The sequence below is a fragment of the Rhizobium sp. Root483D2 genome, assembly GCF_001426685.1.
In the GTDB taxonomy this organism is placed as follows: domain Bacteria; phylum Pseudomonadota; class Alphaproteobacteria; order Rhizobiales; family Rhizobiaceae; genus Pararhizobium; species Pararhizobium qamdonense.
Genome location: NZ_LMFB01000038.1, coordinates 85,035 through 102,358, shown reverse-complemented (window position 1 = coordinate 102,358; position 17,324 = coordinate 85,035). Strand labels below are relative to the sequence as shown.

Annotated in this window: 17 protein-coding genes; 6 read left to right on the top strand and 11 right to left on the bottom strand. The window is 60.2% G+C overall.

Translation table 11 applies throughout. The annotated features are described in order from the left end of the window. Positions 1-334 precede the first annotated feature (334 nt). The 4 genes from ASD32_RS23515 (at position 335) to ASD32_RS23500 (ending at position 3,585) form a co-directional block, all read left to right on the top strand. A complete protein-coding gene (locus tag ASD32_RS23515) occupies positions 335-571 on the top strand; it encodes a DUF6429 family protein (RefSeq protein WP_060640459.1) in 237 nt (78 codons plus the stop codon). Between the two features lie 217 nt (positions 572-788). Further along, positions 789-1,052, top strand: coding sequence for a hypothetical protein (locus ASD32_RS23510; RefSeq protein WP_060640458.1), 264 nt, complete (start codon positions 789-791; stop codon positions 1,050-1,052). 124 nt (positions 1,053-1,176) lie between these two features. Further along, positions 1,177-2,010: a response regulator gene (locus tag ASD32_RS23505; protein WP_060640457.1), complete on the top strand. Its 834-nt coding sequence runs from the start codon at positions 1,177-1,179 to the stop codon at positions 2,008-2,010. 246 nt (positions 2,011-2,256) lie between these two features. After that, positions 2,257-3,585 carry a diguanylate cyclase gene (locus ASD32_RS23500; protein ID WP_162252700.1) on the top strand — a complete coding sequence of 443 codons (1,329 nt, stop codon included), beginning with the start codon at positions 2,257-2,259 and terminating at the stop codon, positions 3,583-3,585. Positions 3,586-3,633: 48 nt separating this feature from the next. On the opposite strand, the gene ASD32_RS23495 is transcribed toward ASD32_RS23500, so the two are convergent. The 3 genes from ASD32_RS23495 to ASD32_RS23485 form a co-directional block, all read right to left on the bottom strand. Continuing rightward, positions 3,634-4,638 (bottom strand): GlxA family transcriptional regulator, encoded by a 1,005-nt coding sequence (locus tag ASD32_RS23495; RefSeq protein WP_037096584.1) that lies wholly within the window; start codon positions 4,636-4,638, stop codon positions 3,634-3,636. A gap of 62 nt (positions 4,639-4,700) precedes the next feature. Further along, positions 4,701-4,985, bottom strand: coding sequence for a hypothetical protein (locus ASD32_RS23490; RefSeq protein ID WP_060640455.1), 285 nt, complete (start codon positions 4,983-4,985; stop codon positions 4,701-4,703). An 87-nt stretch (positions 4,986-5,072) separates the two neighbouring features. Then, positions 5,073-5,267 (bottom strand): hypothetical protein, encoded by a 195-nt coding sequence (locus tag ASD32_RS23485; RefSeq protein ID WP_060640517.1) that lies wholly within the window; start codon positions 5,265-5,267, stop codon positions 5,073-5,075. 588 nt (positions 5,268-5,855) lie between these two features. On the opposite strand from ASD32_RS23485, the gene ASD32_RS23475 reads away from it, so the two are divergent. Then, the gene (locus tag ASD32_RS23475; RefSeq protein ID WP_156383310.1) at positions 5,856-6,026 is read left to right on the top strand and encodes a hypothetical protein; all 171 of its coding nucleotides are present in this window, start codon (positions 5,856-5,858) and stop codon (positions 6,024-6,026) included. Positions 6,027-6,328: 302 nt separating this feature from the next. Here ASD32_RS23475 and ASD32_RS23470 read toward each other — a convergent pair whose 3' ends face one another. The 6 genes from ASD32_RS23470 to ASD32_RS23445 form a co-directional block, all read right to left on the bottom strand. Further along, positions 6,329-7,834 carry a tripartite tricarboxylate transporter permease gene (locus tag ASD32_RS23470; protein WP_060640452.1) on the bottom strand — a complete coding sequence of 502 codons (1,506 nt, stop codon included), beginning with the start codon at positions 7,832-7,834 and terminating at the stop codon, positions 6,329-6,331. Positions 7,835-7,843: 9 nt separating this feature from the next. Further along, positions 7,844-8,305 (bottom strand): tripartite tricarboxylate transporter TctB family protein, encoded by a 462-nt coding sequence (locus tag ASD32_RS23465; protein WP_060640451.1) that lies wholly within the window; start codon positions 8,303-8,305, stop codon positions 7,844-7,846. 134 nt (positions 8,306-8,439) lie between these two features. Continuing rightward, the gene (locus ASD32_RS23460; RefSeq protein WP_060640450.1) at positions 8,440-9,423 is read right to left on the bottom strand and encodes a tripartite tricarboxylate transporter substrate-binding protein; all 984 of its coding nucleotides are present in this window, start codon (positions 9,421-9,423) and stop codon (positions 8,440-8,442) included. Between the two features lie 203 nt (positions 9,424-9,626). Next, positions 9,627-10,982 (bottom strand): sigma-54 dependent transcriptional regulator, encoded by a 1,356-nt coding sequence (locus tag ASD32_RS23455; RefSeq protein WP_060640449.1) that lies wholly within the window; start codon positions 10,980-10,982, stop codon positions 9,627-9,629. Continuing rightward, entirely contained in the window at positions 10,979-12,799 is a 1,821-nt protein-coding gene (locus tag ASD32_RS23450; protein WP_280139476.1) for a sensor histidine kinase, read from the bottom strand. The genes ASD32_RS23455 and ASD32_RS23450 overlap by 4 nt, the downstream gene beginning before the upstream one ends. Positions 12,800-12,905: 106 nt before the next feature. Further along, a complete protein-coding gene (locus tag ASD32_RS23445; RefSeq protein ID WP_060640448.1) occupies positions 12,906-13,151 on the bottom strand; it encodes a hypothetical protein in 246 nt (81 codons plus the stop codon). A gap of 119 nt (positions 13,152-13,270) precedes the next feature. On the opposite strand from ASD32_RS23445, the gene ASD32_RS23440 reads away from it, so the two are divergent. Continuing rightward, positions 13,271-14,155 (top strand): LysR substrate-binding domain-containing protein, encoded by an 885-nt coding sequence (locus ASD32_RS23440; RefSeq protein ID WP_060640447.1) that lies wholly within the window; start codon positions 13,271-13,273, stop codon positions 14,153-14,155. 18 nt (positions 14,156-14,173) lie between these two features. On the opposite strand, the gene ASD32_RS23435 is transcribed toward ASD32_RS23440, so the two are convergent. Next, on the bottom strand, positions 14,174-15,199 hold the full coding sequence (locus tag ASD32_RS23435) for a DNA topoisomerase IB (protein ID WP_060640446.1): 1,026 nt from the start codon (positions 15,197-15,199) through the stop codon (positions 14,174-14,176). Between the two features lie 121 nt (positions 15,200-15,320). Next, on the bottom strand, positions 15,321-17,321 hold the full coding sequence (locus ASD32_RS23430; RefSeq protein WP_060640514.1) for an ASKHA domain-containing protein: 2,001 nt from the start codon (positions 17,319-17,321) through the stop codon (positions 15,321-15,323). Positions 17,322-17,324: the final 3 nt, after the last annotated feature.

Genomic DNA, 17,324 nt, shown 5'->3' with positions numbered 1-17,324 from the left:
GGGTTGCCCAATTCCCCTCATCCTCCCCTCGGGTTTAACCCGAGGGCTTGTGGCGGGAATCCAGTCAGCTCAAGTCCTTGATTTGAAAAAGTCTTTTGACCCGACGGACGTCGGGTCACTGGATCCCCGCCACAGGGGCGGGGATGACGGAGAGTGGGGAATCGCTCTCGTTAAACAACGCGCGTTCAAGGATGTCAGCAGTCTGGGCGCGCTCGCTCCAGCAGGAGGCATCTTTTTCAGTTCGCCAAAAAGCTTTCGATTTGCGGGTTGGGGCTTTTCGATCTATCTTCCGGAAGGCTATAGATTTTGGTTATATCTGGGGTGAGGCCGCCGCATGGATATCGACACGGACAAGATCGACGACGTGGTTCTGGCGCTGTTGAGGCTGACGCTTCACGACGAGTGCTACGCCTGGAAAGGCTTGGACTGGGAAACGACGGGCCGCCTTCACGAGAAGGGCTTTATCCGCGATCCCGTCGGTAAAACGAAATCCCTGATCCTGACGAAGGAGGGCCTGCAGCGGTCGGAGGAACTGTTCCAGCAACTGTTTACCCGGCAGTCAAAAGGCTGAGGCTTTCTGCGGTTTACGGTCCTATTGCACCGCCTTCCAGATGAACGCCGGTTATCCCCGCCATTCAGCCTCTATTCAGCCGTCCCATCATATTTCTCATGCAATTCCTCCCGCGTGCGCTAGTCTGGTGCGGGGTGAAGCGGCATCTTGTTCTGACCAGACCTGTCGTCTGGAGTGCAACTGCCAAAAAGGGGCGGCGCAGAGGCGCTGATGGGCAATGAAAACATTCGTAAGTGCATGTGTTTTGACTGTCATGATGGCCCTTCCGGCGTGGTCCGCGACGGTGACCAACAAGGATGCCGACGCTGCGGTGCTTGTCGTGGTGGAGGGCGAAAGCCGCATGGAAGTCGCCATCAGCGCAGGCGGCACGGAATCGATCTGCCCGAGCGGCTGTTTCATCACGACGCCGAGCGGCGACCGCGTCGGCCTGCAGGGCGATGAAACGATAGAGATCGTCAACGGCTCGGCCGTCTTCAAATAAGAGCTGCGTTTGCCGGTTTCGCATTGGCCCAAAAGTGGTCTTCCATTCGGGCGCGCGATTAACGACTGCGAAAACCTTTCTGCGTAGCTTGGCCTCGGGGACAATCTTTTCAGATAGGCAATCAATGTCATTTTTTGGCGTGTCCGGAATGTACTATTCCGGTGAATCGTTGCAGCAGCATCGCATCGTGCTTGCCGAGGATTCCAATCTTTTCGCCGCCATGGTCTCCAAGAGGCTGAAAGAGCTTCTCGATATCGACGTGATCGTCTGCCGCGACTATGACGATCTGCAATTTTCGATCGAGAACGCCTCTTTTCCGGCCACGCTCGCCATTTCCAACATCAATCTTCCGGGCGCGGAAAACGGCGAGGCTCTGTCCTATCTCATCGACATGAGCGTGCCGACGATCGTCTTCACCGGCACTTTCCAGGAAAGCACCCGAGAAACCATCCTTGCCAAGGACATCGTCGATTATGTCATCAAGGACAGTGTTTTTGCCGTTGATATGCTGGCGGAAGCGGTCTGCCGGTTTCTGACCAACCACAAGCACCACGTGCTGATCGTCGATGACAGCCCAACGGCGCGCGCGCTTTTGACGACGCAGCTGAAGCGCTACAATTTCCGCACCAGTTCGGCGGAAAGCGGCGCTGCGGCACTCGAACTCCTGAAGAAGCATCCGGATATCGGCCTTGTGATCACCGATTACAACATGCCTGATATTGACGGCTTCGAGCTGACCCGCCGCATCCGTGGCGCCTATGGTCCGCATCAGTTGCGCATCATCGGCGTGTCGTCCTCGGCCAACCGGCTCTTGTCGGCGCGCTTCCTGAAGGCCGGCGGCAATGATTTCATGTTGCGGCCGTTCGTCAACGAGGAGTTTTATTGCCGGGTGAACCAGAACCTCGATACGCTGACCAAAATCCAGACGCTCGGCGCCAAGATCGCCAAGACGGCCTGAACATTTCGGCGTAGCTAAATTAGAATTTTGGCTGCCGGAAATGTGACATTTTTGTGTTCCCGGTGGCAAAACTTGATCAACCGGCCGGCTGCTTTAACCAAATCGCAAGTGCCTGGCGGTTGAATGCGCGGGGGACAAAAGTCCTGCTCTCATTTGAGCGGGGCCGCCAATTGCATAATGCCAATATTTTTTTAAGAGCCCGAATGGTCATAAGGCCGCCTTGGCTCACTATGGGATTGATGGGACGTGAGCTTTCGCAAGGCGCCAGCGCGGGAAAACCACATCCAGAAGCATTCGGGCAAGCGAATGCTGCTGGTCGAGGACTCCCGTATGTTTGCCACCGTTCTCAAGCACGGACTGGAGACTGCGCACGGTGTCGATGTCACCCATTGCGCGTCCCTGGAGGCACTTCGTCAGGCCGTTGAAGCGGGCGACGGCGCCTATTGCGTCGCGGTTCTCGACCTCAACCTGCCGGATGCGCCCAACTGCGAAGCGCTAGAATATGTGATTTCCCAGAACATCGCCGCGATCGTGTTTACGGGGTCGTTCAACAACAGCACGCGCGAGGATATCCTCTGCCGCCAGGTCATCGACTGCGTCATCAAGAGCCAGCCGGATTCGATCAGCCATGTGATTTCGCTCGTTGACCGCGCCTTGACCAATATGAAGACGACCGTGCTGCTGGTGGATTCGGACCCCACGTCGCAGGCCGTTGTGTTGAGCCAGCTGCGGCAGCAGCAGTTCTGCGTCACGACGGCGGCGGGCGGAAAAGAGGCGCTGCATCTCATGGATACTGGCGGCTGCTTTGATCTGGTCGTCACCGATTTTGCGCTTCCGGACATGACAGCCTATACGCTGCTGGCGGAGCTGAGGCAGCGATGTGGCGAGGATACGCTGGGGGTCATAGCCCTTGCCGGCGATGGCGACCGCCAGCATGCGGCGCGGTTTCTTCAGCGCGGCGGCACCGAATTCATACCGAAACCGTTTCCGGTCGATGAGTTCAACAGCCGGGTGTTTCAGGTCGCCAGCATCCAGAAGCGGATCCAGGCGCTGCATGGCATTGCCGCCCGCGATTATCTCACCGACATCTACAACAGGCGTTATTTCTTCCAGCACGGGCCAAGGCTGGTCGAACAATGCCTGCGCCGTGGCGAGACGACCTCGATTGCCATTCTCGATATCGACCATTTCAAGCGGCTGAACGATACCTACGGCCACGAGGTTGGCGACCTGGTGCTGAAAGCCGTTGCCAAGCGCCTGCGCGGGCTTGTGGGTGAGGAGCACCTTCTGGCCCGCCTGGGCGGCGAAGAGTTCGGCGTGCTGTTCAACGGGCTCGATGTCAATGCTGCCAGCGATTTCTGCGAAATGCTGCGGCTTGATCTGGCACAGGCAAAGGTGATTGCCGATGACGAGGAACTGTCGGTGACCGTGTCGATCGGCCTTGCCACGATCGAGGGGCTCGAGACCTTCGAGAATTACCTGAACGCTGCCGACCAGTTTCTCTACATGGCGAAATATGACGGGCGAAACCGGATCGTCTCGGAACTGACCCTGCTTAAATCCATGGCGTCGTAAAAGAACGGCGGCGCCAGCATTTTTGCCGCGCCGCCGTAGATCATGTGTTTATCGGGCTGCCTGCAGGGTCAGCTTGCGCTCGGCACGCTCCTGCTGCGGCGAGCGGTTGTAGAGTTCGCGATAACACTTGGAGAAATGCGAGGCCGACACGAAGCCGCAGGCGACGGCGACTTCGACCACCGGCATGGCCGACTGCACCAGGAGGTGGCGGGCGCGGTCGAGACGGATTTCCAGATAGTAGCGGGCAGGGGAGCGGCCCATCTCCTGGCGGAACAGGCGCTCGATCTGGCGGCGCGACAGGCCGGCGCCATCGGCGATTTCCAAAAGCGAGAGCGGCTCGGACAGGTTGCCTTCCATTAGCTCGATGATCGACAGAACCTTGGCATTCTGCACGCCAAGGCGGGCGCGCAGCGGCAGGCGCTGGCGGTCATGCGGCCCGCGCACGCGGTCCGTCAGTGCCTGTTCGCAGACACGGTTGACCAGGTTCTCGCCAAAGTCCTGGTCGATCAGGTTCAGCATCATGTCCAGCGAGGCGGTGCCGCCGGCGCAGGTATAGATATTGCTGTCGATCTCGTAGAGATCGGCATAGACATCGACCTGCGGGAAGGTTTCGGCAAAGCCCGGCAGGTTTTCCCAGTGAATGGCGCAGCGCTTGCCCGTCAGCAGGCCGGCAGTGGCCAGCACATGGGCGCCCGTACAGAGGCTGCCCACCGAGACGCCGCGATTGTAGACCTCGCGCAGCCAGGCATTGACGGATTTATTGTTGAAGTCTTCGACATAGATGCCGGAACAGACCAGCACCATCGAGGGACGGTTTTCGCCGCCGAGAAATTTCCGTTCATCTGCAAGCGAGGTGTTGACCTCCAGGCCGATGCCGCTCGACGACAGGACCTGCGTGCCATCGGTCGAGGAGAGGCGCCATGTATAGGCCTCATAGCCCAGCATGCGGTTGGCGATGCGCAGCGTCTCGATCGCTGCGGAAAAGGGCAGCATCGAGAAGTTGGGCACGAGAAAGAAGACGAGAGATCGCTTTTTGGTCAGTGGCTTGTTCATCGAAGGTCCCATGCGCCGCAGATGTCGCATTTGTCACGTGGAAAAGCGTCATCGGGCTTTCCTTAATGCGACATTGGCATGGATGCCAGCGACTGGGAAGAAATAAATACCCGTCTGCTGTGGCGGCATGGCGCTGAAAACAGCAGAATGGTCAGAAAACGGCCAAAAGCTTCGTTATCAATGCCGGAAATGTCGCATTCGCATCTTGCCTCTCCGAGTTGCAGCACGGTTTTTTGACGCGTTTCCGGACGTATTCCCGGCAGTTTTGCGACTAGCGGATGCGGAAATCTTATGTGTCGGAAATAGGCCATGCCGGATTTTGCGATCCCGGCAAACAAAAAGGGCATTCCGCCTTCATGGCCGAAATGCCCTTTGTTAAACGCAGCTCATGGTTCTTCGACACCGTTGCCTGTCACAGGCCATTCCATACCGCATCATCGTGCGGGTTTGGATCCGTTGGTGCGATCGGCGGATGGGAAGCCGATATCCTTCAATGTGTCGTAGGAGAGGCCCTCAAGCGCACGCTCGGCACGGCGGCGCTTCCACGAGGCGACGGCACGCGACCGCAGGCCAAGAAGGGCTGACGCGAAGGACGAATGGCGTGACTTGGTGCTCTGTTCTAAACTCAGGAATGTCATTGCTCTGGTTCCTTTTGAGTGGGAGGCATCAAAGGTCGCGACCATGAAAGAGTAATGCCGGATGGCCCCTCATCATTCAAGCGAATATAATTGATCTCTTGCATCAATAAACATGATGTATCTGGCTGCGGAAATGCCTGTGCGCCCGCACGTCAAAAGCTGGAAAAAACGCTTACTCCCGGCAGCGTTTCCTAGAATTTTTCGCTGTTTTTGGGGTGCTGTCTTCGGCCGGTAAAAGTGGAGCCTGGCCGGCATTTTGTGCGTGCATGGTTGCCTTGACTAGTTCCAAAGTCTCTTCCGGCGGCGTTCCCTTGGACATTTCAGTGTTAACGCGCCGCAGCCAAAGTTTAAGCTGCGCATCGGTGAAAATTGGGCCGGGTGTCATCTGGGGTTCTCAGGGAAGGATGCGGGACAGGACTTATCGTGATTGCGAAATATGAAATATGCGCAAATCCCCTAAAATTATAGGGGTGTTTTGCACCTCAACTGGCAACTCTCACCGATGATTATACGCAGTTGAAACTTATGATCAAAATAGACAACGATAGGGTGTCACTTCTGACAGGACTGGAGTACACCATGAAACCAAAGTCTCATATCGTCGATCTTCTCAGTGCAGCAAAGCTTCTGGCCGATGATCAAAGTAAGGTCCTGTTGAGCTATATCATCAACATGGCGATGATAGAAGCCACGACAGGGGCTGCCTATGCAAGGAGCAAAGACGGCAAGACCGACGTCAATGCAGCGTAACAGCAGAGTGACTATTGTGGCTGTAGCACCCCCGCGTCATTCCTATGCGTCGGTCGCTGCAGCATTTTAAATAACTGCATAATTTTTTCCTTGATCGATTATTATGCGGTAACGAGCAGGTGGCCGTTAAACACCGATAGCTGATGGATATCATCGGGACTTTTTGAAGGGCTGGTCGAGAGACCGGCCTTTGTTCGTTACGGACCTTGTTCGTTTCGGCGCAGTCTCTCTGCGGGATCGCCGGCAGGAGAGCCTGCCGGCGATCGTCGCAACTTCATTCCGGCGCCTGTTAAGGCTGGGGATCAATCCTCTTCCTGGAACACCGCTTCGCGCTTGGCCTTGACGGATGGGAGGAAGACCACGGCAAGGACGGCAAGCGCGATCAGGAGCAGGATGGCACTGATCGGCCGGGTGACGAAGGTGGTGGCATCGCCGCGCGACAGGATCATGGCGCGCCGCAGGTTTTCTTCCAGCAACGGTCCGAGCACGAAGCCGAGCAGGAGCGGCGCGGGTTCGCAGCGCAGTTTGACCAGCGCATAACCGGCAAGACCGAAGAAGGCGACGGCATAGAGGTCGTAGACGTTGGAATTGACGCTGTAGACCCCGATCGAGCAGAAGGCCATGATGATCGGGAAGAGCACGTAATAGGGGATCGTCAGCAGCTTCACCCACAGCCCGATCAGCGGCAAGTTGAGGACGACCAGCATCAGGTTGCCGATCCACATCGAGGCGATGATGCCCCAAAACAGCGCGGGCTGTTCGACGGCGACATTCGGGCCGGGCACGATGCCCTGGATGATCATCGCGCCGACCATCAGCGCCATCACCGGGTTGGCGGGAATGCCGAGCGTCAGAAGCGGAATGAATGATGTCTGGGCACCGGCATTGTTGGCCGATTCCGGACCTGCGACGCCTGCAATGGCGCCATGGCCGAATTCTTCCGGATGCTTGGACACGCGCTTTTCCACCGTATAGGAGGCGAACGCCGCCAGGATCGCGCCGCCGCCCGGCAGGATGCCGAGCGCCGAGCCGATGATCGTGCCACGAATGACCGGCGCAAACATCTGCTTGAAGTCGTCACGGGTCGGCAACAGGCCGCTGACCTTGGCCATCAGCACGGTCCGGGTCTTTTCACCCTCAAGGTTCCTCAGGATTTCAGCGACGCCGAAGACGCCGACGGCGACGGCGACGAAGTTCAAACCATCGGCATATTCCCGGATGCCGAGCGTGAAGCGCGGGGCGCCGGTATAGATATCGGTGCCGACGAGACCGAGCAGAAGCCCGAGTGCCACCATCGCCAGGGCCTTGACGATGGAGCCGTGGGCAAGCGCGATCGAGGACACGAGGCCGACGATCATCAGCGAGAAATATTCCGCCGCGCCGAACTGAAGGGCGATTGCCGTCAGGGGCAGGGCGAAGATCGCCACCAGGAAGGTCGAAACAGTACCGGCAAAGAACGACCCGAGCGCTGCGATCGACAGGGCAGCACCGGCGCGGCCTTTGCGGGCCATCTGGTAGCCGTCGATGGCGGTGACGGCGGAGGAGGATTCGCCGGGCATGTTGATCAGGATGGCGGTGGTCGACCCGCCATATTGTGCGCCGTAATAGATGCCGGCCAGCATGATCAGCGAGGAGACGGGCTCAAGCTGGAAGGTGATCGGCAGGAGCATGGCGATGGTCGCGGTGGCGCCGATGCCGGGCAGCACGCCGATCAGGGTGCCAAGCAGCACGCCGATCAGGCAGAAGAGAAGGTTTTCCGGCGAGCCGGCAGTGGTGAAGCCGAGGGCGAGATTACTGAAAAGATCCATCGTGATGTCCTAGAATCTGACCCAGGGGCCGAAGCGCTGGAAGGGCAGGCCGAGTGCGTAGCTGAACACACCGACCGAAAAGATCGTCAGCGCCAGGGAGAGCGCGAGCGCCGTCAGCGGCTTCATGCGCTGCGAGGCGAAACAGGCGATCAGGGCGGTGAAGAACAGCGACGGCACGAAGCCGAGACCGCGCACGGTCAGTCCGAAAAAGATCGGCGCCGGCAGGATGAACAGCAGGCCGCGCCAGGCGACAGGTCCGAGCGGTTCGCCTTCGATCTGGGTGGACTGAATGACGATGACGACGCCGAGCAGCACAAGGATGCCCGCCAGGAACAGCGGGAAGAAACCGGGTCCCATCCGGAATGCCGTGCCCAGTTCAAGGTTGAGGCTCTGATAGATGAAAAAACCGCCGAGCGCGATGAAGAGCCCGCCGCACAGCGCATTGGTGGTGTCGAAGGATAAGGATTTCATGGTACCTCCTTTATTCAGCCCGCTTTTTTCTGACCGCCATCCCTCCGCATTACGGTTGAACAGATGTTGGGCAGACGCCTTCCTCTTTTGCGAAAGAGGAAGGCGGGAGGGCATTGGCCTTATCGTGGTAATAATCAGTCGGCGTATTGGCCGGCAGCTTCGATCACCGGCTTCCAGCGGGCGATCTCGGTTTCCAGCTTGGTCTTCAGTGCGGCCGGCGTTGCATCCGCTTCCGGCGATGGAACCGTGCCGAGCTCGGCGAAGCGGGCGACCACGTTCGGATCCTTCAGGGCAACCTGAAGCGCCTTCGACAGGCGCTCTGTGGCCTCTGCCGGCGTGCCCTTCGGCGCATAGACGCCGTGCCAGATGCCGACCTGGAAATCAGCAAGGCCGCCTTCGGCCGCAGTCGGCACATCCGGCAGGACCGGCAGGCGTTCCGGCGAGGTGACGGCATAGGCCTTGATGGTGCCGCCAAGGATCTGCTTGGTGGTGTTGGTGGTCTGGTCGCACATGATATCGACCTGGCCGCCGAGAAGGTCGGTCATGGCCGGGCCGGTGCCCTTGTAGGGAACGGTGACGAGCGGCGTGTCGATGGCGCTCATCAGCATCATGCCGCACAGATGCGAGGCAGCGCCGATACCGGCATTGGCAACGGTGACCGTGTCCTTGTTGGCCTTGACGTATTCGATCAGGCTCTTCAGGTCAGCCGGCTCGAAATCCTTGCGGGCGACGATCGTCATCGGCACGTCGGTGACGAGGCCGACATAGTCGAAGGCGTTCAGCGTGTCATAGGCAAGCTTGCGGTAAAGCGTGGCGCTGGTTGCCATGCCGATATGGTGGAGCAGAACCGTGTAACCGTCCGGATCGGCCTGGGCCACGCGGCCGGCGCCAAGCGAACCACCGGCGCCGCCGACATTTTCGACGACGATCTGCTGGCCGAGATCCTTGGACATGGATTCGGCCACAAGGCGCGCAACCGTATCGGTCGGGCCACCGGCCGAGAACGGGACGACCATGGTGATCGTGCGGTCCGGATAGGTCTGGGCGCTGGCGGAAAGGGAAACGAGGGAAACGGCAGCAAGCGCCGTCATACCGAAAATGGCTGTCAGGGTTTTCATCAAAGTCCTCCCGGATGAAAATGTTGCCAGCTGGCGCAGCTCCTCCCGCGCCGATTCTGGATGGGCCATTTGTGGCTGAGGACACCAAAGCGGCAACCTTTCAGCGAAGATATTCTGACAATATCGCGGATGTTGCGGCGCAGCATGGGTAAGTTCGGGAACATATGCATAAAAGCATGGGTGGATTTCCACCCATCGTATGGTCAGCGTGCGTAGTCGTCATCCAGAACTGAGATTTTTTTATCGAGTCCGTATTTCTGCATTTTCTCGTAAAGCGTCTTTCTGGAGATGCCCAGAAGCTCGTAGACGGGCCTGAGCGCGCCGCCATGGGCGGCAAGCGCGCTGGCGATGATGCCGCGCTCATAGTCGGCGACCTTGTCGGCGAGCCTCTGTTTTTCAGGCGATGCCTGTGCCTCGTCCGGCTTGAGGTCGAGGCCAAGCACCAGCCGGTCGGCGGCGTTGCGCAGTTCGCGGACATTGCCCGGCCAGGCGCGCTCGGCAATCTCGGTGATCAGGCTCGGCGCCACATCGATATCGTTGCGCACGTAGCGGGCGGCAGCCTCCCGGACCAGCTGCAGGAAGAGCAGCGGAATATCGGCCTTCCGCTGCGCCAAGGCCGGCACATGCAGCGTCGCGACATTCAGGCGGTAGAGAAGATCGGCGCGGAACCGGCCGGCGGCGACTTCCGCTTCCAGGTTGACCTTGCTGGTGGCGACGAACCGCACGTCGAGCGGCACGATCTCATTGGACCCTAGCCGGGTGATGACCCGGTCCTGCAGGACCCGCAGGAATTTCGCCTGCAGGTCGAAGGGCAGGGAGCCGATCTCATCCAGCAGGATGGTGCCGCCGCGGCCATGTTCGAACTTGCCGTAGCGCGGCCGGAGCGCCCCTGGAAAGGCGCCGGCCTCATGGCCGAACAGTTCGCTTTCGATCAGGTTTTCCGGCAGGGCGGCGCAATTGATGGCGATCAGCGGCCGGTCGGCGCGCGCGCTGATATCGTGCAAAGCCCTGGCAACGACCTCCTTGCCGACGCCGGTTTCGCCGATGATCAGCGTGTCCGCATCGGTCGCGCCGATGGCGCGCAGCCGGTAGCGCAGCTCGACCATGGCCTGTGTCCGGCCGGGCAGCCTTGCCTCGATATCGTCCCGCTTGCCGGCAACGGCCCGCAGCCGCCGGTTTTCAAGGACCAGGCTGCGGCGGTCAAGCGCCCGTCGGGCAATGGCTGCCAGATGCTGGGCGGTGAACGGCTTTTCGAGGAAATCATAGACACCCTCGCGCATCGCCTTGACGGCCAGTTGCACGTCGCCGTGGCCCGTCACCAGAATGACCGGGATTTCGGCATCCATTTCGCGGATGCGCTGCAAAAGCGTCATGCCATCCATGCCGGGCATGCGAATATCGCTGATGACGACGCCGGAAAAACTGTAGCCGATCAGCTCCAGCACGTCCTCGGCGCTGGAAAACGTATCGACATCGAGGCCGAACAGGCCGAGCGCCTGCGCGGTGGAGCGGCGCATGTCCTCCTCATCATCGACCAGAAGCACGCGCGCATCACTCACTCGGCAGCCTCCTTGGCGGCGGCCGCAGCCTCAAGCTCGATGCGGAAGACAGCGCCGCCGTCCGGATGATCGGTGACGGAAAGGCTGCCGCCGAAATCCTTGACGATATTATAGGAAATGGAAAGGCCAAGCCCGAGGCCCTTGCCGACGCCCTTGGTGGTGTAGAACGGATCGAAGATGCGCTCTGTAATCGCGGCCGGCACGCCCGGTCCATGATCCCTGATCGTCAGGATGATCTTGTCTGCCAGACGTTCCGCACCGACGTGGATGCGCCGGTCGGCGAGCCCTTCGACCGCATCCGCCGCATTGGTGATGATATTGACCAGAACCTGCTGCAGCCGGACAAAACCCGCATGGACCATGACGGCATCGTTGCCAAGTGCGATCAAGAGATCGGCGTCGGCGGTCTTCAGGCGGGCGGAGACGATCTCCAGCGTGTCGGCGATGACGGCATCCAGCGCCACGGGGCCGAGCTTTTCATTCGGCTTGCGGGCAAAATTGCGCAGGTGGCGGCTGATCGAGGCCATGCGGTCGATCAGCCCGGAAATGCGGCGGACATTATCGCGCGCCTCCGGCACGCGCTCCAGATCGATCAGCATCGCCGCGCTGTCGGCATAGGTCTTGGCGGCGGCAAGCGGCTGGTTGAGTTCGTGGGAGAGGGCGGCGGACATTTGTCCCAATCCAGCCAGCTTGCCGGCCTGGATCAGGTCGGCCTGTGTCTTGCGCAGCTCAAGCTCGGTCAGGCGCCGCTCGGCAATCTCTTCCTCGATGCGCTGATTGACGAGGGCAAGGTCGGCCGTGCGCTCCTCGACCCGATGTTCCAGCTCGTTTCGCGCTTCCGTCTGCATGCGCATCCGCTCGGCAAGGCGGGCACGGCGCTGCAGGACGATCGCCAGCGCAAGTCCGGCAAGGCAGAGGAAAAGCACGATGGCGATGATGGTGGTGCGGGCCTGCGCGCGGACGGAGGCGGTGTCCATCAGTACATTCACGGTCCAGTCGGCCTCAGGCATATATTGCGACAGGACGAGATATTCCCGGCGGTCGGCGGTGGTCATGGTCATCAGCGTGTGATCGCCAAGCCTGCTGCGGGTGATCGGCAAGGGTTTCAGTTCCGCTTCGGCGTAGCGCCGCGAGGCCTGCGTCCTTTGCAGGCGGGCACTGTTGAGGGGCAGGGTGCTGGAATAGAGCCATTCCGGGCTGCCCGTCATGAAGACGATGCCTTCCGGGTCGGAGACGAAGAGCTTGTATTCGCCGCCGCGCCAAGAGTTTTCGATCGAATCAATATCGACCTTGAAGACGATGACGCCGCGGATCTGGCCATCGACGCGGATCGGCGACGAGAAATAATAGCCGCGGACAAAAGAGGTCGTGCCGCGTGCGTAAAAACGCGACTGCATTCCCCTGGCTGCCTCCTGGAAATAGGGGCGGTAGCTGAAATTCTCGCCGATGAAGCTTGTCTTGCTCTCATAGTTGCTGGCGGCAATGGTATTTCCGTCGAGGGTCAAGACATAGACATCGGCGGATTCCAGCAGGCTGTTGATCTCTTTGAGATAGATATTGGCCGCATCGCGCAAGGCCTTGTCGCTGGGATGGCTGATCAGGTCCTTGATGTCGTCATGTTCGGCGATCAGGGCCGGCAACGGCTCGTAGCGGCTGAGATGCCCGCTCAATGCAGAGACGGCCAGGCGCAATGCCGAGCTTGCTTGCAGCGATGCCTCGTCCATATAGCTGCGCGTCGCAAAAGCGCCGCCCTGGAAAACCACGGCAAACAGCAGAAGCGGCGCAAGACACAGGGCGGCAAGCAGGCGGTATTTCACGGACGAACAGCTCCTCCCTCATTCGCAGCCAGCGGCTATCGTGCCGCTGGAAACGAGTTTAGAGCCCTGCGCGACAGTTTCCAAGCGGAGTTATCGCGCAGGTTGCCTAATGCTGTAAAAATGGGATCACCGTGCCATCGGAAAAGGCCAGATCCTGTTGTAGACTGGACGGCAGGTGGGAGATTTCGCGCCGTGTTGCCTTGCGGGTTTCCGCCACCTGGTAGGCATGGTGGCTTTCGCTCAGCTGCTGGATGAGCGGTTCAAACATCTGGCGCACCGAGAAAACAAAACCGCCAGCGCGCACCCGGACAGTGTTTTTATCCATCTCTGTCGTGTCGTGTTGCAGGGACATGGGAGGCTCCTTTCATCACGTCTCTAATGTTTGCAACTTGACTATCGCGCCTGTTTAAGGTTCAATCAAACGAAATGAAGTGATGCTGTCATTCAATAAATCTGATCCGTGAGGCTCCCATGAACATGATGCTGCGGCATGTCCTTCCGCTTCTCGAACTGGACATCCTGAAAACCTTCGTCGCCATCGCCGAGACCGGAAACTTCACCACGGCGGCCGAGACCGTCTACCGGACGCCATCGGCGGTTTCGATGCAGATCAAGAAGCTTGAGGAGATGCTCGGCTGCGTTCTCTTCCTGCGCGATGCCCGCTCGGTCTCGCTAACGCCGAAGGGCGAGGTGCTGCTCGGGTTCGCGCGGCGCATGCTGGCGCTCAACAACGAGGCGGTATCGCGCTTCCTTTTGCCCGATATGAACGGCGTCGTGCGTGTCGGCGCGCCGGAAGATATCGGCGAGCGTATCCTGCCTGAAGTGCTGAAGCGGTTTTCGGAATCCTATCCGAACGTCACGGTCGATGTGACCATCGGCACCAGTTCCGTCATGCGCAAGCGTGTCGATGAGCACCGCATGGACATTGCCATCTTCAACAGCATGGCCGGCGAAAATACCGGTGGCGGCGAAATCCTGGTGTCCGAGCGGCTCGTCTGGGCCGGCACCAAATGCGGAACGGCGCATACGCGCGAACCGCTGCCGATCTCGATGTGGGAAGATGGCTGTGTCTGGCGCGCCGATGCGGTGGAGCAGTTGACCCAGTCCGGCCGTAAGTTCCGCGTCGCCTTCCTCAGCGCCCATACGACCGGCCAGCGCGCCGCCATCCAGGCGGATCTCGCGATCGCGCCGCTGCCGCGCTATCTCGTCCAGGGCGATCTCGTGGCGCTCGGCGAGGCCGAAGGGCTGCCGGAGCTTGGCCATTACAATATTGGCCTGCAGGTCGTGGAAAATGCCTCGCCGCCGGTTCTCGCCGTGGCCGAACACGTGCGCACGGCCTTCGTAGGGCTGCAATAGTCCAGGGAAGCGCGACGCTTAAGCGCCGCTCTTCTTCAGCCAGCGCTGGACGCGGATTTCATCGTCGTCCATCCAGCGCGTCAACGTCTCGCTGCGGCTTGGCCGCAGCTTGGCAAGATCGGCAAGCGCGCCGCTTTCGAAATCTTCAAAGACCCTCGGATGGATATAGGACGAGCGGCAGACGGAGCGGGTATTGACCAATCTCGCAGCGACCGCATCGACGACGTCGTTGATCTGCCGCTTGATCTGCCGTTGGCTCGGTCCCGGTTCAACCATGGACAATGCCTTGGCGGCCATGCGCGTCGCCCCCCAGGTGCGGAATTGACGTGAGGAAAAATCCGCACCGGACGCCTCGCGGATATAGGCATTGACATCCTGCGAGCGGATCGCGTGGCGGCCGCCGTCCTCGTCGAGATACTGGAACAGCTGCTGACCCGGCAATTCCTGCAGCATCCGGATCGATTTGGTGATGCGCCGGTCGCTGTGACTGAGGCGCCATTCCTTGCCGGATTTTCCCTTGAAGTTGAAGTGGACGCTGGAGCCTTCGATCTTCACATGCCGGTTGCGCAGCGTGGTCAGACCGTAGGAGCCGTTCTCCTCGGCATAGGTGGCGTTGCCGACGCGGATGTAGAGATTGTCGAGCAGCCAGACGATCGTCGCCAGCGCCTTGTCCATGCCGGGTTTTCGCAGGCGCAGATCGGTATCGACCTTTTCGCGTATTTTTGGCAAACGCGCCGCAAAATCCGGCAATTGCGCGAATTTCGTCTTGCCCCGTTCGGCCGACCATTCGGGATGGTAGCGGTATTGTTTTCGCCCGCGCGCGTCGCGGCCGGTTGCCTGCAAATGCGATTTCGGATCAACCGAGATCAGCACATCGGTATAGGCGGGCGGGATGGCAAGGGCAGCGATCCGGTCGAGTTCCTCGCGATCCGTGATGCGCTGGCCATCGGTGCCGTAGTAGTTGAAGGCGCGCTTGCCGGGCTTGCGGCTGATGCCGCCTTCCAGGTTTGACAGATAGACGAGTTCGTCGGCCGCCTTCTGCATGGCGCTGCGCGGGGACTTGGCGGGCTTTTGAGAGACAATCTGATCCACAGTGACGCAAAAACGCCGCTGCTGTCATTTGGTTCCCGCCGATTGAACCGTTCGGCCCGGCAATTTTTTCCCGCTATTCGCGGCTGCGGCGCCTGCGCCTGCCGCCGCCCTCGCCACCATCGTCCGAGAGCAGCTTGCGTTCGGGTAAAGTGACGGCAGCCGAGAGTTTCGGGAAGGTATCGACCTTGTTGGGAAGCGCCATCGCATAGACGAAATGCTCCTGAAACTTTGATTCAAGTGCCGTCTCTATCTTCTCGATTTTGCTGACGGTTTGCTCGATCTCGCGGCGGTGGCCGCGGTTGAGGAGCGCCATCAGAGCGCCGGTTCCGGCCGCATTGCCGACGGCCTTGACCTCGGCGAGATCGCAATCCGGGATGAGGCCGAGGACCATCGCGTATTTCGGATCGATGAAGGAGCCGAAGGCGCCGGCAAAGCGGATCGTATCGACATGCTCGATCTCGAGCTTTTCCATCAAAAGCTTGATACCTGCATAAAGGGCGGCCTTGGCCAGCTGGATGGCGCGCACGTCGTTCTGCGTTACCGTGATGCGCTGATCGCCATCATGCAGGAGATAGGAGAAGGTGCGGCCGTTCTGCAGGATGCGCGGGCTTTTGGCCGCCATGCCGCCATCGACGACGCCGTCTTCCGAGATGATGCCGCTCAGATACATTTCCGCAACGACCTCGATGATCGCCGAGCCGCATATGCCGGTCACGCCCACCGTCGCGGCTTCCTCCGCAAATCCTTCTTCATCCGACCATTTTTCGACGCCAATAACGCGGAATTTCGGTTCCAGCGTTTCCGGGTCGATCCGCACGCGCTCGATCGCGCCGGGGGCCGCCCGCTGTCCGGAGGAAATCTCGGCACCCTCAAAAGCAGGGCCGGTCGGCGAGGAGGCGGCAACGACGCGGTCCTTGTTGCCAAGCACGATTTCGGCGTTGGTGCCGACATCGACCAGAAGCATCATGCGGTCCTGCCGATAGGGGCCCTCCGCCAGTGTCGCACCGGCGGCATCGGCACCGACATGGCCAGCGATGCAGGGCAGCATGTAGAGGCGGGCACCGCGGTTGACGTCGATATCGATCTCATGCGCCCAATATTGCAGCGCGCCGGAAACGGCGAGCGCAAATGGCGCCTGCCCAAGCTCGGTCGGGTCGATGCCGAGGAACAGGTGATGCATGATCGGATTGCCGACGAAGACCATGTCGAGAATGTCGTGGCGATCGACCTCACCTTCGGCGCAGACCTTGCCGATCAGCACATTGATGGCTTCGCGTACCGCCTTGGTCATGGCTTCCCGGCCATCCGGGTTCATCATCACATAGGAGACGCGGCTCATCAGGTCTTCGCCGAAGCGGATCTGCGGGTTGGATGTGCCCGAAGAGGCGACGATGCGGCCCGAGAGAAGCGATACCAGATGCATGGCAATGGTGGTCGAGCCGATATCGCAGGCGACGCCGTAAGCTTCGTTCTTCAGTCCGGGCCACAGACCGACGATGAAGGGGCGCGAGGAGTCCATGTCGCGGTGGATGGCGGCGGTCACGCCCCAGTTCCCCTTGCGCAGGATGCCCTGGATCTGCGGAATCAAGTGCGGCGCGATCAGCAGATCCTTCCAGCCCCAGTCCTTCTCCAGCATCACCTTCAGCCGGTCGAGATCGCCGAGCGGCTTGTGCATGTCGGGCTCATCGACCTCGACATAGCAGAGCTGCACGGCGGCATTGCGCTCGATCACCCGGTCGGTCGCGGCCTTGCGCACCACCTGCGCATTGATGACCGTATCCTGCGGCACATCGATGACGAGGTCGCCGAGGATCTGCGACGAGCAGGAGAGGCGGCGGCCGTCCGGCAGGCCGCGAATGCTCTCGTAACGCTCTTCCTTCGGCCCCTTGGCGGAAATGTGATCGAGCGAGGAGACGATCTTGTGCTTGGCGAAATTGCCTTCCTGCACCGAGACCTGACAGCGCCCGCAGGTGGCCCGGCCGCCACAAACGCTTTCGACGTAGACGCCGAGCGTGCGTGCCGCATCGAGCACCGGCGTACCGATGGGAAAACGTCCGCGCTTGCCTGAAGGCATGAA